Genomic DNA, 23,308 nt, shown 5'->3' on the forward strand with positions numbered 1-23,308 from the left:
AACTTCAGGCGGCGCTGTGCGTCAGAGCCGACCAAGCGGATAGATAGTTTCCTCAGGCCTGACAACCCGGGCCCGCGGCCGTCGGGATGAAGCGCCGCCTGCCCTCCGCAATCCCGCCTCTCAGGCGGTCGGGAGGAAGATCGTGTCGACCCGGGGCAGCTCCAGCGCCCCGTCGCGGCCCAGATCGGCCACCCCCTCGCGGGTGGTCAGGCCGAGGGCGCAGCCGCGCTCGCGCACCAGGTCGACGGTGGTCTGGTTGTAGCTGCCGTAGGGATAGCAGATCGACCAGTCCTCGGCGGGGACGCCCAGCAGGCGCAGGAACTCCAGTGAGCGGTCGATGTCACGGGCCTGGGCCTCGGCGTCGAGCGAGCCGAGCCACTCGTGGGCGTAGCCGTGGCCGCCGAAGACCATGCCTGACCCGATCATGGTCCGGGCCTGATCGACGGACAGATAGAGCTCGCTGGCGAAGGCGGCCTCATCGGCGCTGACGAAGCGCGCGAACAGCTCCTCGCAGACGCTGTTGCGCACCGCCTCCGGGAGGCCCTTCTGGAGCATCAGCTTGATGAACAGCACCTCGGGCGTGTCGAGGTGGCATTGAGTCATGTACTCCGCGACGTAGTCGTCCCATGGACGCAGCTCCGCGCCCAGCTCGCGCGCCTTCTCGATCTGCCGCCGCAGTTCCTCGACGATCTTCATCGCGTCCGCCTCGGACGCGAGGATGAAGTGGATCTTGTTCACGTCCAGCACCCGCCCTTCCAGGATCGGGCGGGCCGGGGCGAAGAAGGCGCCCTCCCATCCGCGCGCCTCGAGCAGGGGGAAGACGTTCTGGTAGTGGTCGAGATAGCCGTCGTCGAAGGTCAGCCAGCAGGCGTTGTCGGGCAGGTCGTCCTCGCCGCGTGTGGCCGCAGCCACCTGCGCCGCGGTCACGACTTCATAGTTCGCGGCGATGTGATCGAGCTGGCCGCGGAAGGTCTCCAGCGTCCGGGCCTTGACCGCCGGGTAGCGCGACAGGGCCGGGTCACGGACGTAGTGGTACATGACGATGGTCAGCGACATCAGTCGAGCCCGGCTTTCCGCCACAGCGGATAGGTCCGGTCCTGGCGCTTCAGCGTGGCGGCCCCGGGACGGCCGATATACAGGGTGTGGTCCGGCAGATCCCGGTCCAGAACGAGGGACTCAGTCGCGATCTGGCAGTGGTCGCCAATCGTGCAGGCGCCCAGAACCGCCGCCCCGGGCCGCAGCGTCACATGCCGGCCGAAGCTCGGGTAGATGTCGTTGTTCGATCCGACGCCGCAGCGCTGGTAGGCCACGAAGAAGTCGCTGTAGGCGCCCCGGCCCAGCACGGTCCCCAGCGGGTGGACGAACAGGAAAACGCTGGGCAACTCCACCTCGTGGAAAGCGTCCAGCCCGTGCAGCGCCTTGTTCAGCAGGAACAGTTTCGAACAGGTCGCCGCGGGACCGCCCTGGCGATGCAGCGTATTGGCCAGCAGATACAGCCACATGGCGTACTGGTCACCGTGCAGGTGGTGGAACACCGCCGCTTCGCCGTCGAAGAAATACTTGTTGGCCACGTGGCTGAAGCAGTGCTCCAGACGGGGCAGGGCGGCGTCCACGGCGGGCCGCAGACCGTCGGCCGTGACCGGATCCGGGTCGGGGAACATGGCGTTGACCTGCGCGGCCGCATAGGCGGCGAGATCCGCGGCGTTGAGGCTGGAGCGGACCCTCAGGCTCATAACGCGGACCCCATGGTCACGACCGGCTACCCTTCTGATTGCGCACGTGGACGCCGTTGGTGGCCAGATAGGTGCGCACCTTGATCGGGCTGTGGTCGGTGAAGATGAACATCGACGAGATGGTGATCGCCGAGGCGCCGGCTTCCAGCGCCTTCTTGCAGTCGTCGAGGCTGCCCGCGCCGCTGGAGGCGATCAGCGGGATGCTGAGCTTGTTCGAGAGGTCGCTGATCAGCTCGAGATCGTAGCCGTTCATCATCCCGTCGCGGTCGATCGAGGTCATCAGGATCTCGCCGGCGTGCAGGTCCTGCATGCGCTGGGCGAACTCGACGGGGTCGTGAGTGGTCGGGACGGAGCCCCCGCGCCCGTGTACGCGCTTGCGACCGAATTCATCGGCCTTGTAGTCGATCGACACGACGATGCACTGGTCCCCGAACCGCGAGGCGGCCTGGGTGATGAAGGCCGGATCCTCGATGGCGGCCGAGTTGATGCTGACCTTGTCGGCGCCGCTCTTGAGCAGGGCCTCGATGTGGCCGAGTGTCTTCACGCCGCCGCCGGCGGTCAGCGGCACGAACACCTCCTCGGCGACCCGCTCGATGATGTTGCCCGTGACCACGCGGCCTTCCGCGCTGGCGTCGATATCGACGAAGATCAGCTCGTCGACCCCGTAGGAGTCATAGACCTTGGCTGTCGACACGGGATTGCCCGCCTCGCGCTGGTCGTCGACGAAGCGGCGCATCTTCACCAGACGGCCGCCGCGGATCAGGAATTTCGGGATGATCCGTTTCTTGAGCATCAGAACGCGTGCGCCAGCCAGTTCTGCAGCAGCTGCAGGCCGTTGTCCTGACTCTTCTCCGGATGGAACTGGGTCGCCGTCAGATTGCCCCGGCGCACGGCGGCGGTGAACGGGCCGCCGTGGTCGCAGACACCCACCACATCGGCCTGATCGTTGCAGACCATGTGAAACGAGTGGACGAAATAGTAGTCGCTTTCGCCGGACGGCAGCCCCTTGAACAGCCATTCGTCGGGCGCGAACTCGACGGCGTTCCAGCCGACGTGCGGCACCTTGGCGGGGCGCTGCACCTCCAGCGGACGGATCTCGGCGTCGAGCCAGCCGAGCCCCTCATGGGCCCCGTGCTCGAGACTGCGTTTGGCGAACAGCTGCATGCCCAGGCAGACGCCCAGCACGGGCTTCTTCACCTCGAGCGCCAACCGGTCGAGCACCGGCCGCAGGTTCTTGGCGTCGATGGCCTCCATGGCGTCGCCGAAAGCTCCCACGCCCGGAAGCACGAGCCGGTCCGCCGCCTCGAGTTCATCGAAGTCGGCGGTCACGACGGCGTCCTCGCCGATGTACTCGAAAGCGTTCATCAGCGATCGGACATTGCCCATGCCGTAGTCGATGATGGCGATGGTCATCAGACGGGAGTTCCTGTTACGCGGGGGTCTTGGGCGGGCCGAGGGGAATGTGGCTCAGGTCCGTGCGGTCCCACTTGTCGAAATCGGGCATCACCGGGCCGGTCTCGAAATTCGACTTGTCGAACTTCCACGGATGCACCTGGTGTGGCTCGAGGTATTTGTAGAACTCGTCCTCGGTCATTTGCAGCGTCTCGAGGAACCAGTCCATCGAGGCGGGCCGCTTGCCGTCGTACTGGCGCTCGATCTCGAGGGCCTCCTCGCGGGTCTTGCGCCCGTTGCGGATGTCGATCGACAGCAGGTGGTTGGCGCGCCCGTAGCCGCGCTTCACGAATTTCGACCAGTCGCGCATGCCCTGGAAGGTGCATTCGACCTTTTCGTAGTCGTACTCCGGCGGCACGCCCTCGACCGGCTGGCCCTTCCAGCCCAGCTCCTTCTCGATCAGGGCCACGTTGGCCTTGGTGTCCCACTCGATATAGTTGCCGAGGCAGATCGAGCGGACCTTCAGCGCCATCAGATCCTTGCGTTTCGGATAGTCGAACATCCACAGGTCGCGGCGCTCCACGCGCCCCTGCAGGAATTCGTACATGTCGTCGGCGGTGATGCCCTGGTTCATGAGGCGGTTGAACCGCTTCTCGTCGACCTCCTCCATGTCCTCGAAGGTGTACCAGCTGTGGTACTCGGCCGTACTCTCGCCCCAGAACAGCAGGGGGATGCCGAACCGCACCGCCATGTGCATGACGCCGGAGTAGATGCCGGTGTGGCAATGCCAGCAGAAGTCGCCGCGGCGCTTGAAGCTCTCCAGCATGAGCTCGCGGACGACGTGGAAATTCGGCGTGAACTCGACCACGTCGACGCCCAGCTGCTTGAAAACCGAGGTGTTGTTGTCCTCGATCTTGGGCCGATAGCCCCAGTGGTTGTAGCGCACCACCAGCGGCTTCATCTTCAGCGTCTTGACGATGTAGTAGAGCTGGAAGACCGAGTCCTTGCCGCCCGAATAGGGGACGATGCAGTCGTACAGGTCCTTGCCCTTGTACTCGGCGACGATCTCATCGAGCTGGCGCTGGCGGTCGGCCCAGTCGATCCGGTCCTTCTTGGTCTCGACCTGACGGCAGACCGAGCAGACGCCCTCCTCATCGAAGGTGATCGTGTCCACCGTCTCGGGGACCAGGCATTTGGTGCACTTACGCATTGATCATCTCGCGGCCGGCGGAGCGGTCCGGCCTTCCTCTCGCAGTATGACGTCAAGATTGGCGGCGATGGCCTCGATGCAAAGGAAATCGATCAGGTCGTCGACCTCGTTCGCCTTGTACCGCGCCGTTTCATAGCCGAGCGTCCGGCCATGGCAGAAGCCCTGTTCGCGCCGCAGGGCCTCCACGGTGGAGATATACAGGCTGCCGTCGAGCCCGAACACGGGTTCGAGGTCCTGACGCCGGGGCATGGCCGCGAAGCCGCCGGGCTGCAGCGGTTCGATCGCGCCGCCCGCGTCCATGCGGACCGCATAGGCGGGATGCTGGGTGACCAGCGCGGTCACGCCGACGATCGCGTCGGCATCGGCGGCGGCCAGTCGCTCCAGCGCGGCGTCGATGTCCGATCCCTCGGTCAGCGGCGAGGTCGGCTCCAGCAACACGACGTAGTCATAGACGTCCCCCGCCGCCGCCAGCGTTTCCACAGCATGCAGGATGAAGCCGATCGAGGGGGCGGCGTCCGAGGCCAATTCCGCCGGCCGCAGGAAGGGCGCCTCGGCGCCGTGCGCCACGGCGATGTCGGCGAATTCCTGATCGTCGGTGGAGATGATGACCCGGTCGACATGGCGCGACGCCCGCGCGGCGGCGATCGGCCAGGCCAGCAGGGGCTTGCCCGCCAGCGGCCGGATGTTCTTCAGCGGCAGGCCCTTCGAGCCCTTCCGCGCCGGAACGATGGCGAGGACCCGCTTGCCGTCGATCATTTGCCGGCCGTCCCCGCGATGTCGGGCGCCTTCACGAACGGCGCGCGGGCGCGCTGCACCGAACGGTCCAGCACCTTGTGGGCGAAGAACAGGGCCTTCGGGTAGTTCAACCCATGCGCGGCCTGCGAGGCGCGAATTTCGTCATTCTGCTTCATGATGCTGGCCGCGGTGCCGCCGGTCGCTCCGCCCGAACGCATTCGGACCCAGATCTGCGGCACGTATACGGACTTCAGCTTGTGGACGTAGAAGGCCCGCAGCATGAAGTCGTAGTCGGCCGCCAGCCGGTAGCGGGTGTCGTACTCGCCGACCTTGTCGTAGGCGGCGCGGGTCAGGAACAGCGTCGGATGGGCCGGGATGAAGCCGCGGCGCAGGTTCTCGACCGTGGCCGGCCGCGATTTCCAGTGCCGCTCGATCTTGCCGGTGTTTTCCGGGTCGACGTAGACCAGATCGGCATGCACCGCCTCGACCGTCGGGTCGTCGAACGCCTTCATCACATTCTCGAGGACGTCGGGCGCGCAGTAGTAGTCGTCCGAATTGATGAAGCCGATGACCTCGCCGGTCGCCCGGCTCAGCCCCTTGTTGTAGGCGTCGTAGATGCCCTTGTCGGGCTCGGAGACGGCCGAGGTGACGCGCTGACCCTCGCTCGCCACGATCGTCATCGTGTAGTCCTTCGATCCGCCGTCGACGACGAGATATTCGATGGCCGGATAGGTCTGGGCGTTCACCGAGCGGAGGGTGTCGCCGATGGTGCGGGCGCTGTTGTACGAGGCGGTGATCAGGGAAAGCGTCTTCATCACTCAGTTCCAGCCGCCGTCAGCGGCGGGGCCGCGCGGTCCTTGTCCGACAGGATCACCGTATCCACCCCGAGCAGGGCCGGGAGGCGGTCCGCGATCGAGAAGGCCTGTTCCGACGCCTCATCGTAACCGCCGTCGCAAACATATTCAAAGACAGTATCTTGCAAGGCGTAGAAGCCGTGGGCGTATTCGGCGCCGATGCGGACCCAGCCGTCCTCCGGCGTCAGCCGGGTGGTGCGCAGTTCCCGCGCCGGATCGTTCATGGACACCACCACGTCGACGATGGCGCCGGAGACGACGCGGATCAGTTTGGTCTGCTCGGAGGGCGCGCGCTGGACGTGCAGGCCGCGGAACACTCCGGCCTTCGAGAAGGAGCGCTTCAGGACAGCCTTGTCGCTCTCGTAAAGCACCTCCAGCCAGCCGCGGTTGTCCTCGCGGCGGCGGGTGGTCTGGTCCAGCCGAACGAACGGATCCAAGCCTCAGCTCCAGTCCGCGTTCTTGATCAGCACGGCCTTGCGGGCGGCCAGCAGGTCGGCCTCCATCATCTCGTCGACCATCTGCTCGAAAGTGATCTCGGGCTCCCAGCCCAGCTTCGCCTTGGCCTTGGAGGGATCGCCGAGCAGGGTTTCGACCTCGGTCGGGCGGAAGTAGCGCGGGTCGACGCGGACGATGACCTGGCCCTCCTTGATCGCGGGGCAGCGCGTGACGGCGTGGGAGGCGTCGACCGCGTCCACGATCCCGACTTCGTCCACGCCCTTGCCTTCCCAGCGCAGGGTGACGCCGATCCGGGCGGCCGAGACCTCGACGAACCGGCGCACGCTGTACTGCTTGCCGGTGGCGATGACGTAGTCGTCGGGCGTGTCCTGCTGCAGCATCATCCACTGCATGCGGACGTAGTCCTTCGCATGGCCCCAGTCGCGCAGGGCGTCCATGTTGCCGAGGTAGAGGCAGTCGGACAGGCCCTGGGCGATCTCGCCGAGGCCGCGGGTGATCTTGCGGGTGACGAAGGTCTCGCCGCGGCGCTCGGACTCGTGATTGAACAGGATGCCGTTGCAGGCGAAGATTCCGTAGGCCTCGCGGTAGTTCACGCACATCCAGTAGGCGAACATCTTCGCCACGGCGTAGGGGCTGCGCGGGTAGAAGGGCGTGGTCTCGCTCTGGATCGGCTCCTGCACCAGGCCGTACAGTTCCGACGTCGAGGCCTGGTAGAATTTGGTCTTCTTCTCCATGCCCAGCAGGCGGATCGCCTCGAGCAGGCGCAGGGTGCCGAGCGCGTCGACGTCAGCGGTGTATTCCGGGGTCTCGAAGCTGACGGCGACGTGGCTCTGGGCCCCGAGATTGTAGAGTTCGTCCGGCTGCACCTGCTGAATGATGCGCACCAGGTTCGAGGTGTCGGTCAGGTCGCCGAAATGCATCTGGAAGCGCACGTCGGCGTCGTGCAGGTCCTGGTAGATGTGGTCGACCCGTTCGGTGTTGAACAGCGACGAGCGGCGCTTGATGCCGTGGACGTCATAGCCCTTCTCGAGCAGGAACTCCGCCAGATAGGAGCCGTCCTGGCCCGTGATGCCGGTAATCAGCGCAGTCTTCTTCGTCATCAGGCCTTCCAGACACAGAGCGGTCGGAGGGCGCATGGGCGCGTGGAAGCGCGGCCCGGGTGACCCCCCGCATCGGGCAATTGCCGGCCATGAACGCGTTGTTGCCGACGGCGATCCATGGCCGTCGCCTGTCTAGGCGGGAAATGTGACGATGGCCAGTCGAGCGGCCAGACGGAAATTGTCCTTTTTGCACTGCAAGGTGACCGGACCGACGGCGTGCTCTAGGAGCCGCGCCGAAGGAGCCGTTCAGTATGAGTCGTCACCGCAGCCGCACCCTCGGCGATCGCCCGTTGTCTCCCGAAACGCTGATGATGGGTTACGGCTATGATCCCGCCCTGTCAGAGGGATCGATCAAGGCCCCGATTTTTCAGACCTCGACCTTCGTCTTCCGCTCGGCCGAGGACGGAAAGCGCTTCTTCGAGGTCGCCTACGGGCTGAGGGAGAAGGACCCCGACGAGGCGCTGGGCCTGATCTATTCCCGGATCAACAACCCCAACCTGGAAATCCTCGAGGATCGGCTGGCGGTCTGGGACGGGGCGGACAAGGCGCTGGTCTTCTCCAGCGGCATGGCGGCGATCTCGACCACCATCCTGGCGCTCAGCCGGCCGAACGACGTGGTGGTCTATACGGCTCCGGCCTATGGCGGCACCGAATACCTGTTCGACCGCATCCTGCCGCGCATGGGCGTCGAGACGGTCAGCGTAGCCGACTGCGACGGAGGCGAGGCCCTGACCCGCGCCATCGGCGAGGCCGTGGAACGGGCGAAAGGCCGGGGCGGGCGGCTGGCCGCGGTCTATGTCGAGACCCCGGCCAATCCGACCAATCAGCTGATCGATCTCGAGGCCGCCGCCGCCGCCATCAAGGCGCTGGACCAGGCCGAGGCGCCGCCGCTGGTGGTGGACAACACCTTCCTCGGGCCGCTGTGGCAGAAGCCGCTCGAACACGGCGCCGACCTGATCCTCTACTCGCTGACCAAATACGTGGGCGGCCATTCGGACCTGATCGCCGGGGCCTGCATGGGCCGGGCCGACCTGATGGGCCGTGTCGCGGAGATGCGCACCATCTGCGGCACGGTCACCGATCCGCACACGGCCTGGCTGCTCATGCGCAGCCTTGAAACGCTGCACATCCGCATGGAGCGGTCGCAGGCCAACGCGGTCGAACTGGTCGAACGTCTGCGCGGGCATGCGAAGATCGAGGCGGTGCTGGACGCCGGCGGCGCCGAGAGCTCGCCGGCCCAGCGGGCCATCTTCGCCCGCCAGTGCTCCGGGCCCGGATCGACCTTCTCGCTGCGCCTGAAGGGCGGCGAGGCCGAGGCTTTCCGCATGCTCAACGCGCTGCAGCTGTTCAAGCTGGCCGTCAGTCTCGGCGGCACCGAAAGCCTGGTGTCCCACCCCTCGAGCACGACGCATTCGGACTACAGCGCAGAGGCCAAGACCCGCTGCGGCATCGGCGACAACCTCGTGCGGTTGTCCGTCGGCATCGAAAATGTCGACGACCTCTATACCGATCTCGAGCAGGCGCTCGGGGCGATCTAGACCGGCGGCGCCCATCTGGCTGTCACAACCATAGGCGGTATCCGGATTCAGGATCACTGCGAGTTGAAATGGCAGTGCTTGTCGTTTCGCGAAGCCGCGTTACGGTGACGGCCCATAATTTCGTCGGTTGGGCCAACTCTCATGTTCGATTCCTTCTCGCGGAGCTTCGGCTCGACCCCGTCGCAGCGCGTCGAAACCGACAATTCAGGCGTTTCCGAGCCGATGCTGGACCCGTTCTTCGGGGCCATCGCGAGCTATCAGATCTGTGGTTGCTGCGGGCGCTTCCACGCGGCCACGGACGGAACCGACGGCGGCGGCCAGGGCGTAATCCTCAATGCTGACGACCGCGGCGTGTTCGGCCCGAACGGCAAGCCCTCGCTGGATCCGACCGACGCCGGCGCCCAGATCACCCGGTCCAACACCAGCTGGGCCACGGGTCTGGGTCAAGCCGCCACGGTGACTTTCGCCTTCCGCGACACCTTCGTGTCGACCATACCGTCGGACACCTCCGGTCACACCGCCTTCAGCGCCGCCCAGATTTCAGCGACCCTGCTGGCGCTGGCGGCGTGGTCCGAGGTGGCCAACATCACCTTCCAGCGCGTCAGCGACGGAGCCACGGGCTACTCCGAGAACGCCACCATGCTGTTCGGTAACTACGCCTCCGGCATGAGTGGCGCGGCCGCCTTCGCCTACCTGCCCGGCGGCATGCCCGGCGCGACCGGAGCCGGGGCCGTCCAGGGCGACGTGTGGGTCAACAACTCCCTGTCCTACAACGCCTCTCCGGTGATGCAGGCCTACGGCCAGCAGGTTCTGCTGCACGAGATCGGCCACGCCATCGGTCTCAGCCACCCGGCGGCCTACAACGCCGGCTCCGGCGGCGCGATCACCTATGACGGCAGCGCGATCTATTTCGAGGATTCGCGCCAGTACACGGTGATGAGCTACTTCGGAGAAACCTTGACGGGCGGCAATTTCGGGGGACGCTATTCGGCGGTGCCGCTGCTCGACGATATCGCGGCCGCCCAGCGCCTGTACGGCGCCAACATGACCACCCGCACCGGCGACACGACCTATGGCTTCAACTCCAACGCCGGCCAGCCGTGGTTCAACGCCAACACCAGCCTCAGCGCCCTGATCTTCGCGGTCTGGGACGCCGGCGGAGTCGATACCTTTGACTTCTCGGGCTACAGCGTCGCCCAGACCATCGATCTGCGGCAGGGCGCCTTCTCCAGCGTCGGCGGCCTGCTGGGCAACGTCGCCATCGCTATCGGCGTGGTCATCGAAAACGTGGTCGGCGGCCAGGGCGCGGACACCATCCGCGGCAACTCGGCCGGCAACGTCATCACCAGCAACGGCGGCAATGACGAGATCGACGGCGGCCTCGGCTCGGACACGGTGGTGTTCGCCGGCGCGCGCGCCAACTACACGGTCGTCTGGAACGGTCAGGTCGGCACCATCTCCGGGCTGGGCCAGACCGTCACGGTCAGCAATGTCGAATTCCTGCAGTTTTCCGACCAGACGATCGCGGCGGCCCCGACCGGGGGCCTGCTCGTCGGTGGGGACATCACCAACGAGACCATCGGCGGCACCGTCTTCGCCGACGTCATCGGCGGCCTGGGCGGCAACGACACCATCAACGGCCTGGCCGGCACGGACACCCTGGACGGCGGCTCCGGCAACGACATCCTCAACGGCGGGGACAATGACGACACTCTCATCGGCGGTCGGGGCGACGATGCGCTGAACGGCGGAGCGGGCCACGATTTCGCCGACTACATCGGGGCCGGAGCGGGCATCACCGTCAACCTCGCGGCGGGAACGGCCAGCGGCGGCGCCGGCGCCGACACCCTGTCGGGGATCGAAGAGGTGCGCGGCACGGTCTATGCCGACACCCTGACAGGCGACGCCAACGCCAACGTCCTGCATGGCGGCGGCGGCATCGACACCCTGAACGGCGGCGGCGGGGTGGACCAGCTGTTCGCCGGCGCCCCGGGCGAGGGCGGCGGCGCTCCGGACATCGTCAAAGGGCAGGGGACGGCCAACAGCACGATCGGGACCGCCGTGTCCCTGGCTGGGGGCTTCGACCTGGGCACGCGCTCCGACGTGGCCAATTCCAGCACCATCCCCCACGCCACGGTGGTCGCGACCAGCCACGGCGGCGTCGAATACTACGCCTTCACCGTGGCCGCGGGCGAGACCGTCGTCTTCGACATCGACAACGCCAGCTTCGACAGCGTCCTGCGCGTCTACGACGCCGGCGGCACGCAACTGGCCCAGAATGACGACTCCGCCAGCGACGGCGGCGCGGCGACGGACTCGGCCCTTAGCCATACCTTCGCCGCCGCCGGCACCTACTATGTTCAGGTTTCGCAGTGGCAGTCGGGCGCCGATGCGACCCTGGTGACGGCCCCGCCGCCGCCGGGAGGCGCCTACACGCTGCACGTCTCGGTGCCGAGCGCGAGCGTGGTTCCGCTGGTCTACCTCGGCGCGACCATGAACGGCGAGGCCGGAGCCGACACGCTCAACGGCGGCGTCGGCCGCGACACGCTCAACGGCGGCGGCGACGACGACCTGCTGACCGGCGGCGCCGAGAACGACACCATCGACGGCGGCGCCGGGACCCTGGACACGGCGGTCTTCAGCGGCAACCGGTCGGCCTATACGATCACCGTCAACTCGGGCGTCACGACGGTCGTGGGACCCGACGGCACCGATACAGTCAGCAACGTCGAACGGCTCCAGTTCGACGACGGCCTCTACGACGCGAGCGGTGCGCCGCTGAACGCGGCCATCAACGGAACCGCGAATGCGGACTCCCTGAACGGCACGGCGAACGGCGATACGATCAACGGGCTCGACGGGGATGACAGCATCACCGGCGGCGCCGGCAACGACACCATCGATGGCGGCGCGGGCACCGACACGGCGGTCTATTCCGGCCCCCGCTCGGCCTACACCATCAGCGCGGCCGGACCGGTCACCACGGTTGCCGGGCCTGACGGCTCTGACAGCCTGACCAATGTCGAGCGGCTGCAGTTCGCCGACGGGCTCTACACCATCGCCGGCGCTCCGATCCTCAACCCGATCAACGGCACGTCCGGCAACGACAACCTGGTCGGCACCTCCGGGTTCGACAACATCAGCGGCGGTGACGGCGATGACGTCATCACCGGCAACGCGTCCGACGACACGATCAGCGGCGGCGCCGGGATCGACACGGCGGTCTTCGCCGGACTCCGTTCGGCCTATACGGTGACGACGTCGGGCGGCACGACGACGGTCAGTGGCCCGGCCGGGACCGACACCCTGACCACGGTCGAGCGGCTGCGCTTCGACGACGTCACCCTGATCGTGGGCGCCGGGGGCGGCCAGTATTTCGCCGGCACGGCCGGGGCCGACACCATCAACGCCACCGTCTTCAGCGACGAGATCGAAGGCGCCGGCGGCAACGACACGATCAACGCCTTGGCCGGCAATGACGTCGTCCGCGGCGGCGACGGAAACGACACCGTGACCGCCGGCGGCGGCATCGACCAGCTGTTCGGCGGCGCGGGCGCGGACCGGCTGGAAGGCGATACCGGCGACCAGCTGTGGGGCGACGACGACAACGACACCCTCGTCGTCCAGGGATCGGCCACCGCGGCGGGCGTGTTCGTCTCCGGTGGGGCCGGAACGGACACCCTGATCCTGCGGGGGACCTCCGCCTCCCTGGATCTGGCCGCCGGGACCGGACTGGCCGAGTCCACCGCCGTCTCGGTGTTCACGACCGAGAACGTCACGGTCGAGGGCGCCGGCGCGGCCGTCCGCACGCTTCTGGGCAGCAGCGGCGCCAACCGGCTGACAGCCGCGGCGGGTTCCGCGTTCGGCGTCATGTTCGACGGTCGCGGCGGCGATGACGTGCTGACCGGCGCGCTGGGCGCCGACACCCTGATCGGCGGAACGGGCGCGGACCAGATGTTCGGCGGCGACGGGGCGGACCAGATCGAGGGCGACGCCGGCGACCAGCTGGAGGGGGAGAACGGCGACGACGTTCTCATCTTCACGGGATCGGCGGCGGCGACAGCTTCGCTGATCTCCGGCGGCGCGGGGACGGACACCGCCGTGCTGCGCGGCGCCTCGCTTTCGATCAACCTGGCCACGGGGACCGGCACGGTGGGCTCCACCGCGGTCAGCATCTTCTCCACCGAGAACGTCACCGTGGAAGGCGTGGGCGCCGGCCTACGCTCGGTCGACGGCAACAGCGCCGACAACCGCTTTGACGTCGGCGCGCTCGGCAACGACGGCTCGTTCTCGGTCGATTTCGAGGGCCTCGGCGGCAATGACGTGCTGCGCGGGAGCGCCGGCGGCGACACCCTGGACGGCGGCCTCGGCGACGACGTCTTGCGCGGCGGAGCCGGGACCGACGCCCTGATCGGCGGCGGCGGGCTCGACGCGGCGGACTACTCCGCCGCCGCGGGGGCGGTCACGGCGAGCCTGACTACGGGCATCGCCTCGAACGACGGCGACGGCGGAACGGATTCGTTCTCGTCGATCGAGACCCTGATCGGCTCTGCCTTCAACGACGTCCTGGCCGGCAATGGCGGGAACAATGGCCTGTCGGGCGGCGCCGGGAACGACACCCTCGACGGCCTGAACGGCGACGACGTGCTGGTCGGCGGCGCGGGCGTCGACGTGCTCAACGGCGGCGGTGGCATCGACACGGCCGACTACAGCCTGGCCGCCGCGGGCATGTGGGCCCAGCTGAACTCCAACGCCTCGAGCAACGACGGCGACGGCGGCACCGACACCTTCTCCGGGATCGAGAACCTGACCGGCTCGGCCTTCAACGACACCCTGATCGGCGACGCCAACGCCAACGTCCTCAGGGGCGGCCTGGGCGCCGACACCCTGCTGGGTCTGGCCGGGAACGACGTGATCTGGGGCGGGGCCGGAGCCCTGAACACCCTCCAGGGCGGTCTGGGCGACGACACCTATGTGCTGGAGGCCGCCGACAGCATCGTCGAGTTCTCCAGCGAGGGGACAGACACGGTCGATGCCCGCATCAACACCTATGTGCTGGCCAACAACGTCGAGAACCTGATCTTCGGCGGGACCGGGGCCTTCGCCGGCACCGGCAACGCGGCCGCCAACGTCATCACCGGCGGAACCGGGGCGGACACCCTGCGCGGCCGCGGCGGGGTCGACACGCTGAACGGCGGCTCGGGGATCGACACGGCCGACTACGGCCTGGCCGCCGCGGCGGTGACGGTCCGCCTCGACCTGCAACGCGCCACCAACGACGGCGACGGGGCGACGGACACCTTCACCTCGATCGAGAACGCCACCGGCTCGAACTTCAACGACGTGATCTACGGCGACGGGACGGCGAACCTCCTGATGGGCGCGGGCGGCTCCGACGTGCTGGCCGGCTTCGGCGGCGACGACATCCTGATGGGCGGCTCGGGCGGGATGAACAACCAGCTGTTCGGCGGGACCGGCAACGACTGGTACGTGCTCGACGCCTTCGACAGCTGCATCGAATACGCCGGCGAAGGGATCGACACGGTGGAGGCCCGGGTCGGGACCTACACCCTGGGCGCGCACCTCGAGAACCTGCTCTACACCGGGCCGGGCAGTTTCGTCGGCGCGGGCAATGCGCTCAACAACGTCATCACCGGCGGCGCCCTCAACGACATGCTGCGCGGCGGCGGCGGCAACGACAGCCTGTACGGCGGCCTCGGGACCGACGAGGTGCAGCTGCGCGGCGCCAAGGCCCAGTACACCGTCACCGCCGAAGGGGCCGGCTGGCGCGTCGTCGACAGCGTGGCGGGCCGCGACGGCTCCACCTACGTCGAGAGCGTCGAGGTGCTGCGCTTCCTGACCGGCAACACCACCACGGTGCTGTCCGGCCCCGCGGCCCCGGCCGGAGCCGAGGCTGAGAGCAAGGATGACCAGGCGCTGGTGTCGCCCGCGGAAACCGACGACGTCGCCCCGCTCGTGGTTCCGTGGGCGGAAGACGCCGTCGTGGCCAAGGGTCAGGACGAGGTGCAGGTCCTGCCGCTCGCCGACGACGACTTCCTGATCTCCGCCGAGGGGGCGTTGGACAAGGGCTGGGAGGACGTCCAGGTCCTGCCCGTCTCCGAGGATCTCCTGCCCGCGCCGAGGCCCTTCGACGGAGCCGCGGTCAAGGGGTTGGAGTTGGAGGTCCTGCCCGTCTCCGACGACGACTTCCTGCTCCCGACAGACGCCTTCGAAGGCGCCGTAGCCAAGGACTGGGACGACGTCCAGGTCCTGCCGGGATCGGGCGAAGAGGAGACCCTGCTGGTGCTCGAGCACCTGCTGGCCTCGTCGGACAGCCTCCCGGCCTTCGCCGGCGGGTTCGACCCGACGGGTCACGGCTTCGAACAGGTCCGCGACCTCCTCGATCCCTGGGCCTAAGCGCTGGAAGCTTGCTGGGGTGCGGTCTGCGGGCCGGACCCCGGCGGCCTCCCCGGGCTCCTGCCTTCAAGGCGTCGGCGGGGTCGTCAGACCGACGAAAGCCGGGTTCGTTCATCCTCCGCGCCGACGGCCTGCGCGCCGCTGTCTGCGAGAGTCCCGTCCGGCTGGCGGCGGAATCGCGGGCGGAAGGTCGCGCCGCCTCCGAAATCGCCATAGGCGTCGCGTTCCTGCGGGGGGACCACTCCTGTCTCGTCGGGCATCCTGAAATAGCCCCACGAACTCAGGCTCCGGAAGGCCGGGCCGCACTCGTGGCAGTAGTCGCCCTGTGCCGCCGCATCGAGGCAATGAACGCAGAGACGGGCGCCGGCTACGCTTCTCGGGCGCGACATCATCCCACCGCTATCTCGAACAAACACGGGACATCTCATCCCACTGTAGCACGTTCGCCGGCGGTGGAACGATCCTGATGTCCTAGCGGACCGCGGCGGCGCCCCGCCCGCCGACCAGCGCCTCGACCTCGGCCAGGGAGGTCATGGCGTTGTCGCCCGGCGTGGTCATGGACAAGGCGCCATGAGCGGTTCCGTAGTCGACCGCCATCTGCGGCCCGCGCCCGTTCAGCAAGGCCCAGGCCATGCCCGAGACGAAGCCGTCGCCGCCGCCGACGCGGTCCAGCACGGCGATCTCCCGCGCCGGGGTTTCGTAGCGCTGACCGCCCGACCACAGGACCGCCCCCCAGCGGTTGACCGAGGCGGACAGCGGATCCCGCAGGGTGGCGGCGAAGACCTTCACGTTCGGGAAGTCGCCCGCGATCCGCCCCACGAGCCGGTCGAACGGCCCGCTGTCGCAGGGATCGGCGCGGACCTCCGCCGTCTCGACGCCAAGGCAGGAGGCCCAGGCGTATTCGTCGCCGATCAGCACGTCGACGAGGCCGGCGATCTCGCGGTTGACCCGCCGCGCGGCGTCCGGATCCGGATGACTGGACCACAGGCTGGCGCGGTAGTTGAGGTCATAGCTGACCACGACGCCGTGTCGCTTCGCGGCCCGGATCGCGGCCAGCGCCGTCTCCGCCGTGCTCTCCGAAAGGGCCGCGAAGATGCCGCCGGTGTGCAGCCAGCGGACGCCCTCGCCCCCGAACAGGCCGTCCCAGTCAACCTCGTCCGGCCGCATCTGCGAGGCCGCCGAATTGGCCCGGTCGGAGGCCCCCAGCGCGCCGCGCACGCCGAAGCCGCGCTCGGTGAAATTCAGCCCCACGCGGGTGTTGCGGCCGATGCCGTCGGCCTCGCGCCACAGGATATGGGACGTGTCGACGCCGCCCTGCAGGATCAGGTCGTCGACCAGCGCGCCGGTCTCGCTTCGGGGCAGGGCGGTGACCACCGAGGTGCGCAGGCCAAAAGTCTTCCTCAGGCCGCGCGCGACATTGTACTCGCCGCCGCCTTCCCAGACCTGAAAGCTGCGCGCGGTGCGGATGCGGCCTTCGCGGGGATCGAGGCGCAGCATGACCTCGCCGAGCGCGACGCAGTCCCAGCGGCAGTCTTCGGCGCTGCGGAGCGCCAGCGGATCGGTCATTTCATCAGCGAAGGCAGCCACAGCGAAAGCGCCGGGATGAAGGTGACCAGCATCAGCACCGCGGCGCAAGCCAGCCAGAACGGCCAGATGGTCTTCAGCGCCCGCGTCATCGGTATGCCGGCGATGGCGCTGCCCACGAACAGCACCGATCCGACCGGCGGCGTGATCAAGCCGATGCCGCAGTTGAGCAGCAGGATGACGCCGAACTGGACCGGGTCGACATCGAAGGCCTTGGCCACCGGCAGGAAGATCGGGGTGCAGATGATGATCAGGGGCGCCATGTCCATGAAGGTACCGAGGATCAGCAGGATGACGTTGATCAGCAGCAGAATCAGGATGGGGTTGTCGGTCAGGGTCTGCAGCAGGCTGACCATCATGCTGGGCACCTGCAGGAAGGCCATCAGCCAGCCGAACGCCCCGGCGCAACCGATGATGAACAGCACCATGCCGGAGGTGCGGGCGGCGCCGACGCAGGCGGCCTTGAAGGCGGCCCAGGTCATGTGGCGGTAGACCAGGCCGGTCACCACGGTCGCATAGACCACGGCGATCGACGCGCTCTCCACGGCGGTGAAGACGCCGGCCCGGATGCCGCCGAAGATGATGCCGACCAGCAGCAGGCCGGGAATGGCGGCGACCAGACGAACCGCCACGGCGCGGAATCCGGGGAAGGCCTCCGCCGCATAGCCGCGCCGGCGGGCCACGACGTAGGAGGTGACCATCAGCACGGACGCCAGCAGCAGGGCCGGAACGATGCCGGCCGCGAACAGGTCCGAGATCGAGACCCCGCCGCCCGCCGCGGCCGAATACAGGATCATGTTGTGCGAGGGCGGCACCAGCAGGGCCACCAGCGCCGCCGAGATGGTGACGTTGACGGCGTAGTCCGCGTCGTAGCCCCGCTTCTGCATCTGCGGGATCATGGTGCCGCCGATCGCCGAGACGTCGGCGATGGCGCTGCCCGAGACGCCGCCGAACAGGGTCGAGCCGACGACGGTGACCTGGCCCAGCCCGCCGCGCACATGGCCGACCATCGACGAGGCGAGGGCGATCATCCGGTCGGAAAGGCCGCCCTTCATCATCAGCTCGCCGGTGAAGATGAACAGCGGAATGGCCAGCAGGGCCACCGAGGTGATGTCGGAGCCCATCTGCTGGAACACCACGATCGGCGGCAGGGCGAGGTAGAGCACCGTCGCCAGCGTCGCCGCCAGCAGGGAGAAGGCGACCGGCACGCCGATGGCCAGCAGGATGGCCAGCAGGCCGAAGAGGATGAGGTATTCCATGCTCAGGTCTCCGCCCCGGTCGGCGCTTCGGGCGCGCGGTAGTCGCCGGTCAGCAGCCGCTCGAGGGCGAACAGCAGGATCAGCGCCCCGCCGATGCACAGGCCGGCGAATTTCAGCCCCGAGGGCAGGGGCGCGCCGGCCATGGCCACCGGCCATTCGTCGACCATCAGCATCCCGCCCAGCGCCATCAGGCCGGCCCCGGACGCGGCCGCGATGAGACGCGAGATGGACTTGAGCAGCCACTGCGCCCGCCTTGGGGCGGCGTCGCGGAAGGTCTGGAAAGCGAAATGGGTCTCGCGCCGCACCGCCACGGCGGCCCCGAACATCACGGCGAAACTCATCAGCAGCAGCGCCAGCGGTTCGGTCCAGCCGGGGCTGTCGTTGAGCACATAGCGGGCGAAGACCTGCCAGGCCTGGACCAGGGCCATGCCCACGAGAGCCGCGCCGGCCAGGCCTATGGCGAGGCTGGCCAGACCATCGAGGGCGCGGACGGAGCCGCGTCGGGGTTCAGACATTCGGGCCCTCCCTGAGCGCCGAGGTTTGCGCGGCCGTTCAGGCGACCGCTGCGATACGTTCGTGGAGCGCGCGCAGGCGCGGCTCGGCAAGATATTTGTCCAGCACGGGGCGGACGGTGGCGGCGAAGGCGGCCTTGTCCACCTCGGTCACCTGTACGCCTCCGGCGATGACGGTGGCGCGGGCCTCGGCCTCGCGCCGGTCCCAGTCGGTCCGCATCACCTGCACCGAGCGCCTTGCCACGTCCCGGACCAGTTCGCGGTCGGCGGGCGTCAGGGCGTCGAAGGCGGACTTCGACATCAGCAGGGCGTCGGGCGAGAACGAGTGCTCGGTCTGGCTCCAGTAGCGGGCCACCTCGAACTGGCGGCTCGACTGGTAGGCTGGCCAGTTGTTCTCGGCCCCGTCGATCAGATGGGTCTGCAGCGATGAGAACACCGCCCCGAAAGACAGGGGCGTCGGATTGGCGCCCATGGCCCGGATCGCGTCGAGATAGATGTCCGACTGCGGCGCGCGGATCTTCAGGCCGCGCAGCTGGCCGGGTTCGCTGACCGGATGGCGCACATTGTAGAAGCAGCGCGGGGCGGCGTCGTAATAGGCCAGCCCCACGAGACCGCGGTGCTCGAACACATTGAGCAGCTCGGTGCCGATCGGCCCGTCGACGACGGCGCGGACGTGGGCCACGTCGCGATAGACATAGGGCAGGGCCAGCAGCCGGGTCTCGGAGAAGGCGTTGTTCAGGGCCGCCACGGCGACGCGGCACATGTCCACGGCGCCGAAGCGGGCGAGGCCGATCGAGTCGTCTTCCGACCCCAGTTGGCCGGAGGGGAACTGGCGGATGCCGAGGCGGCCGTCGGTCAGCCGGCCCAACTCCTCGCCCATCCATTTGACCGCCGTGACGGTGGGGAAATCGCCCGGATGGACATCGACGGCGTCGAACACCGTCCGCCCGCCGGTGCTTGTGCGGGGCGCGCAGGCCGCCAGACCGGCGAGCCCGGCCAGACCGAGTGTTCGGCGCGTCAGGGTCACGGCGCTTCTCCCGTTGCAGGAACCGCGAGACATTCGATACGGCCATCGGCGCCGAAGTCCGCGACCGCCGCCTGGCCGGCGACGATGTCGTGCACCCCGGTGGCGGCCCCGGTCGAGACCAGCTGCCCCGCCTCCAGCCGCCGCCCGCGACGGTGCAGCAGGTTGAGCAGGAAGGCGAGGGAATCGAGCGGGCCGCCGGGAATCGCAGCCGCCCCGCCCCGGCCGACCTCAACCCCGTCTATGGTTACGGCGCAGGTCAGGAGGGGAAGACGCTCGCGCCAGCTCGAGATCTCGGCGCCGAGGATCAGGCCGGCGTTGTTGCCGAAGTCGGACGCCGTCACTGCCGGACCATGATCGTTGATGCCGGCGAAGGGGCTGCCGGCGATCTCGACGCCGATGAAGACACGCGAGACGAGCGGCTCCACGGTGACCGGGCTCCAGTTGCCGCGATCCGGCGCCGTGTCGCCGAGCTCCACGACATATTCGGCCTCGACCGCCGCGAAGCCGCCCTCGATGACGCCGAACGGGGTGGGCAGGAAGCCGGCGGTCCAGACGGCGCGCGAGAAGATCGGCCCGGCCAACCGACCGGCCCCGAAGCGGACGTCATGCGGCGGATTGATCCGGCCCAGCTTCCAGCCCGCTATGCGGTCCGGCCAGGCGGCGATGGCCTCGTCCTGGATCGCGTAGGCGGCCTCCAGAGATCCGGGCTCCGCGCCCGGATAGAACGGCAGCGCCCGGCCTGTCCGCCGCGCGTCCACGAAGGCCCGCGCGACTTGCGAACCGCTTGAACTGTCGTGTGCGTGGCTCACGCCGCCTCCCTGTTGCGGCAGACATTGCGCAGGAAGGAAACCGGTGTCAATTTGAATCCGGCGACGCCTTGCACGGCGGCGCCGATGATGAAGGTCGCGGCCACAGGCGACCCTGTGACAGGATGGAAACATGACGCTCGCCCGCATCGCCGCCGTCGCGGCCGCCCTCGTCCTGCCGTTGACGGCTCCGGCCGCCGCGGCCGCCCAGACCAACGGCCAGACGGCCGCGCCGTCCTCCACCGAGGCGGCCCTGCCGGCCTTCCCCGGCGCGCTGGGCTGGGCCTCGCGAACTCCCGGGGGACGCGGCGGCGAGATCATCCGGGTCACCAACCTGAACAGCGAGGGGCCGGGCTCCCTGCGCGCCGCCATCGAGGCGGAGGGGCCGCGCATCGTGGTGTTCGAGGTCGGCGGCGTCATCGATCTCGGCAAGAAGACGCTGAAGCTGCAGAACCCCTTCATCACCATCGCCGGCCAGACGGCGCCGTCCCCGGGCGTCACCCTGATCCGGGGCGGCATGGACATCACCGCCCACGACGTCATCGTGCAGCACATCCGCATCCGCCCCGGCTCGGCCGGCGGCGAGTGGATGAGCGGATGGGACGAGGATTCGATCGCCACCGTCGGCGCCCACAACGTCATCATCGACCACTGCAGCCTGACCTGGGCAACGGACGAGAACCTGTCGGCCTCCGGTCCCCGCTTCACCGGTTCGACGCCGGAAGAGTGGCGCGCCGGCACCAGCCACGACATCACCTTCTCGAACAATCTGGTCGGCGAGAGCCTGGCCTATTCAACCCATTCGAAGGGCGAGCACTCCAAGGGCTCGCTGATCCACGACAACGTCACCAACCTGCTGATCGTCGGCAATCTGTACGCCCACAACTACGAGCGCAGCCCGCTGTTCAAGGGCGGCGTCCACGGCATCATCGCCAACAACCTGATCTACAATCCCGGCCCGCGCGCCATCCACTACAACCTTGCCCCGGAGGAGTGGGGGACGACGCCGTTCGAGGTCGGCAAGATGACCGTCGTCGGGAACGTCCTGCGCGCCGGCCCCTCGACGCCGACCGACCATCTGGCCTTCATGATGATCGGCGGCGCGGGCGACGTGGAATACTACGGCCGCGACAACATCGCGGTGGACCAGGTCGGCGAGCCGCTGCGCATGTTCGGCCGCTACACGACCGCTCCCGCCCGGATCATCGAAATGCGCCGCCCGCCCGTCTGGTGGGAGGGGCTCTCGCCCATCCCCGCCGAACAGGTCCAGGTCTCGGTGCTGTCGCAAGTCGGCGCCCGGCCGTGGGACCGCGACATGCGCGACGTGCTGCTGATCGCCGAGGTGGCCGAGGGGCGCGGCGAGATCATCGACCACGAGCGCCAGGTCGGCGGCTATCCCGCGGTGGTCGAGGCCACCCGCAAGCCGTTCAATCCGGCCGACTGGGATCTGCGCTTCATGACGCCGCTGCGCGACGACGTCCTCGACCGTCCGGCCCGGCGCCGCGGGACCTGATCGGCGCGCGAGCGCGGGGGAATGCACAAGCCCGGGTTTTTGTCCTAAGGACAGTGTTCGGCCAGAGAGACCCAGACGCGTGAACGAGCCCAGACGGACTGGCGGCAAGCCCGCGACCATCAACGACATCGCCCGCCTGGCGGAGGTGTCGAAGAAGACCGTGTCGCGGGTCATCAACAACTCGCCCTTCGTCAAGGAAGAGACGCGCAAGCGGGTCGAGGCGATCATCGCCGAGCACGGCTTCACACCCGATCCCCAGGCGCGCGGCCTGGCCTTCCGGCGGTCGTTCCTGGTGGGGATGATCTACGACAACCCCAGCCCGAACTATGTCGTCAACATGCAGCAGGGCGTGCTCGACGCGGTGCGCGGCTCGGGCCTCGAACTGGTCGTCCACCCCTGCAACCGCGCCGCCGACAGCTTCCTCAGCGAGGTGCGCGCCTTCGTCGTGCGTCAGAAGCTGTTCGGCGTGGTCATGCCGCCTTCGGTGTCCGAGGACGACCGGGTCGTGGCCATCCTCAAGGAGGCGGACTGCCCCTATGTGCGGATCGCCTCGGTGTCGCTGGACGAGCCGGCCAACATGGTGGTCACTCACGACAGCCGCGGCGCGGCCCAGGCGGCGCGGCATCTCGCCGAACTCGGCCATCGACGAGTCGCCTTCATCTCTGGCCCGGACAGCTTCCGCTCGTCGCACGAGCGGGGCAGCGGGTTCCGCGAGGGCCTGGCCGAGCACGGCCTGTCGCTGGACGACCGCTATGTGCGGCAGGGCGCCTACACCTTCGAGTCCGGCGTCGAGGCGGCGCAGAGCCTGCTGTCGATGTCCGAGCCGCCGACCGCCATCTTCGCCGGCAACGACGAGATGGCCATCGGGGTGATGAAGGCCGCGCGCGACGCCGGCCTCGACGTGCCGCGAGACCTGTCGATCGTCGGTTTCGATGACCTGCCGATGGCCTCGCGCGTCTGGCCCAACCTCACCACCGTGCGCCTGCCGATCCGCGACATGGGCCGGATGGCGGCCGAGAAGCTGACCGCCCGCAGCCGCGGCCTGGACCCGGCGACGCTGGTGCAGCCCGAGGTCGACCCCTCGCTGGTGGTCCGGGACTCGACCGCGGCGCCGGGGCGTTAGGCGGTCGATTCCCATCGTGCGCGATTCAGGTGCTACAAGGCACGCTCGC

18 protein-coding genes are annotated in these 23,308 nt (G+C 68.4%); 4 read left to right on the forward strand and 14 right to left on the reverse strand.

Annotated elements, in window-relative coordinates; all coding sequences use genetic code 11:
- Positions 1-120 precede the first annotated feature (120 nt).
- From VEC04_RS02040 to gmd, 9 genes are read right to left on the reverse strand one after another with little or no spacing between them, the layout of a single operon-like run.
- Positions 121-1,056, reverse strand: coding sequence for a polysaccharide deacetylase family protein (locus VEC04_RS02040; protein ID WP_324773338.1), 936 nt, complete (start codon positions 1,054-1,056; stop codon positions 121-123).
- Entirely contained in the window at positions 1,056-1,733 is a 678-nt protein-coding gene (locus VEC04_RS02045) for a hypothetical protein (RefSeq protein WP_324773340.1), read from the reverse strand. The genes VEC04_RS02040 and VEC04_RS02045 overlap by 1 nt, the downstream gene beginning before the upstream one ends.
- A 16-nt stretch (positions 1,734-1,749) precedes the next feature.
- A complete protein-coding gene (locus VEC04_RS02050) occupies positions 1,750-2,526 on the reverse strand; it encodes an imidazole glycerol phosphate synthase cyclase subunit (RefSeq protein WP_324773342.1) in 777 nt (258 codons plus the stop codon).
- On the reverse strand, positions 2,526-3,146 hold the full coding sequence (gene hisH, locus VEC04_RS02055; protein WP_324773343.1) for an imidazole glycerol phosphate synthase subunit HisH: 621 nt from the start codon (positions 3,144-3,146) through the stop codon (positions 2,526-2,528). The genes VEC04_RS02050 and hisH overlap by 1 nt, the downstream gene beginning before the upstream one ends.
- A 16-nt stretch (positions 3,147-3,162) precedes the next feature.
- Complete coding sequence (locus VEC04_RS02060) at positions 3,163-4,335, reverse strand: N-acetyl sugar amidotransferase (protein ID WP_324773345.1); 1,173 nt, start codon at positions 4,333-4,335, stop codon at positions 3,163-3,165.
- Between the two features lie 3 nt (positions 4,336-4,338).
- A complete protein-coding gene (locus tag VEC04_RS02065) occupies positions 4,339-5,091 on the reverse strand; it encodes an acylneuraminate cytidylyltransferase family protein (protein ID WP_324773347.1) in 753 nt (250 codons plus the stop codon).
- A complete protein-coding gene (locus tag VEC04_RS02070) occupies positions 5,088-5,885 on the reverse strand; it encodes a glycosyltransferase family 2 protein (protein ID WP_324773349.1) in 798 nt (265 codons plus the stop codon). Before VEC04_RS02070 ends, VEC04_RS02065 begins: the two co-directional genes overlap by 4 nt.
- Entirely contained in the window at positions 5,885-6,361 is a 477-nt protein-coding gene (locus VEC04_RS02075; RefSeq protein ID WP_324773351.1) for a dTDP-4-dehydrorhamnose 3,5-epimerase family protein, read from the reverse strand. Before VEC04_RS02075 ends, VEC04_RS02070 begins: the two co-directional genes overlap by 1 nt.
- Positions 6,362-6,364: 3 nt before the next feature.
- Complete coding sequence (gmd, locus tag VEC04_RS02080) at positions 6,365-7,480, reverse strand: GDP-mannose 4,6-dehydratase (RefSeq protein WP_324773353.1); 1,116 nt, start codon at positions 7,478-7,480, stop codon at positions 6,365-6,367.
- Between the two features lie 251 nt (positions 7,481-7,731).
- Between gmd and VEC04_RS02085 the strand changes: the two genes are divergently transcribed.
- Together VEC04_RS02085 and VEC04_RS02090 are read left to right on the forward strand one after the other, a co-directional pair.
- The gene (locus VEC04_RS02085) at positions 7,732-9,018 is read left to right on the forward strand and encodes a cystathionine gamma-synthase family protein (RefSeq protein ID WP_324773355.1); all 1,287 of its coding nucleotides are present in this window, start codon (positions 7,732-7,734) and stop codon (positions 9,016-9,018) included.
- 141 nt (positions 9,019-9,159) lie between these two features.
- Entirely contained in the window at positions 9,160-15,435 is a 6,276-nt protein-coding gene (locus tag VEC04_RS02090) for a M10 family metallopeptidase C-terminal domain-containing protein (RefSeq protein ID WP_324773357.1), read from the forward strand.
- Between the two features lie 471 nt (positions 15,436-15,906).
- Here VEC04_RS02090 and VEC04_RS02095 read toward each other — a convergent pair whose 3' ends face one another.
- From VEC04_RS02095 to VEC04_RS02115, 5 genes are read right to left on the reverse strand one after another with little or no spacing between them, the layout of a single operon-like run.
- Positions 15,907-17,022, reverse strand: a complete 1,116-nt coding sequence (locus tag VEC04_RS02095; RefSeq protein ID WP_324773359.1) for a sugar kinase — start codon at positions 17,020-17,022, stop codon at positions 15,907-15,909.
- Entirely contained in the window at positions 16,998-18,278 is a 1,281-nt protein-coding gene (locus VEC04_RS02100; RefSeq protein ID WP_324773361.1) for a TRAP transporter large permease, read from the reverse strand. The genes VEC04_RS02095 and VEC04_RS02100 overlap by 25 nt, the downstream gene beginning before the upstream one ends.
- A 2-nt stretch (positions 18,279-18,280) precedes the next feature.
- Positions 18,281-18,793: a TRAP transporter small permease gene (locus VEC04_RS02105; protein WP_324773363.1), complete on the reverse strand. Its 513-nt coding sequence runs from the start codon at positions 18,791-18,793 to the stop codon at positions 18,281-18,283.
- Positions 18,794-18,830: 37 nt separating this feature from the next.
- Positions 18,831-19,817 (reverse strand): TRAP transporter substrate-binding protein, encoded by a 987-nt coding sequence (locus VEC04_RS02110; RefSeq protein WP_324773365.1) that lies wholly within the window; start codon positions 19,815-19,817, stop codon positions 18,831-18,833.
- A complete protein-coding gene (locus VEC04_RS02115; RefSeq protein ID WP_324773367.1) occupies positions 19,814-20,626 on the reverse strand; it encodes a 2-keto-4-pentenoate hydratase in 813 nt (270 codons plus the stop codon). Before VEC04_RS02115 ends, VEC04_RS02110 begins: the two co-directional genes overlap by 4 nt.
- 130 nt (positions 20,627-20,756) lie before the next feature.
- On the opposite strand from VEC04_RS02115, the gene VEC04_RS02120 reads away from it, so the two are divergent.
- Both VEC04_RS02120 and VEC04_RS02125 read left to right on the forward strand, forming a co-directional pair.
- Positions 20,757-22,136, forward strand: coding sequence for a pectate lyase (locus tag VEC04_RS02120; protein WP_324773369.1), 1,380 nt, complete (start codon positions 20,757-20,759; stop codon positions 22,134-22,136).
- Positions 22,137-22,215: 79 nt separating this feature from the next.
- Positions 22,216-23,259, forward strand: coding sequence for a LacI family DNA-binding transcriptional regulator (locus VEC04_RS02125; RefSeq protein WP_324773372.1), 1,044 nt, complete (start codon positions 22,216-22,218; stop codon positions 23,257-23,259).
- The last annotated feature ends 49 nt before the right edge of the window (positions 23,260-23,308 follow it).

Source organism: Brevundimonas sp. (genome assembly GCF_035626535.1).
Lineage (GTDB): Bacteria > Pseudomonadota > Alphaproteobacteria > Caulobacterales > Caulobacteraceae > Brevundimonas.

Bases quoted from the DNA above. Each gene is read 5' to 3' on its own strand.
- VEC04_RS02040 (WP_324773338.1), bottom strand. From the start codon at position 1,056: ATGTCGCTGACCATCGTCATGTACCACTACGTCCGTGACCCGGCCCTG.
- VEC04_RS02045 (WP_324773340.1), bottom strand. From the start codon at position 1,733: ATGAGCCTGAGGGTCCGCTCCAGCCTCAACGCCGCGGATCTCGCCGCC.
- VEC04_RS02050 (WP_324773342.1), bottom strand. From the start codon at position 2,526: ATGCTCAAGAAACGGATCATCCCGAAATTCCTGATCCGCGGCGGCCGT.
- hisH (WP_324773343.1), bottom strand. From the start codon at position 3,146: ATGACCATCGCCATCATCGACTACGGCATGGGCAATGTCCGATCGCTG.
- VEC04_RS02060 (WP_324773345.1), bottom strand. From the start codon at position 4,335: ATGCGTAAGTGCACCAAATGCCTGGTCCCCGAGACGGTGGACACGATC.
- VEC04_RS02065 (WP_324773347.1), bottom strand. From the start codon at position 5,091: ATGATCGACGGCAAGCGGGTCCTCGCCATCGTTCCGGCGCGGAAGGGC.
- VEC04_RS02070 (WP_324773349.1), bottom strand. From the start codon at position 5,885: ATGAAGACGCTTTCCCTGATCACCGCCTCGTACAACAGCGCCCGCACC.
- gmd (WP_324773353.1), bottom strand. From the start codon at position 7,480: ATGACGAAGAAGACTGCGCTGATTACCGGCATCACGGGCCAGGACGGC.
- VEC04_RS02085 (WP_324773355.1), top strand. From the start codon at position 7,732: ATGAGTCGTCACCGCAGCCGCACCCTCGGCGATCGCCCGTTGTCTCCC.
- VEC04_RS02090 (WP_324773357.1), top strand. From the start codon at position 9,160: ATGTTCGATTCCTTCTCGCGGAGCTTCGGCTCGACCCCGTCGCAGCGC.
- VEC04_RS02100 (WP_324773361.1), bottom strand. From the start codon at position 18,278: ATGGAATACCTCATCCTCTTCGGCCTGCTGGCCATCCTGCTGGCCATC.
- VEC04_RS02105 (WP_324773363.1), bottom strand. From the start codon at position 18,793: ATGTCTGAACCCCGACGCGGCTCCGTCCGCGCCCTCGATGGTCTGGCC.
- VEC04_RS02120 (WP_324773369.1), top strand. From the start codon at position 20,757: ATGACGCTCGCCCGCATCGCCGCCGTCGCGGCCGCCCTCGTCCTGCCG.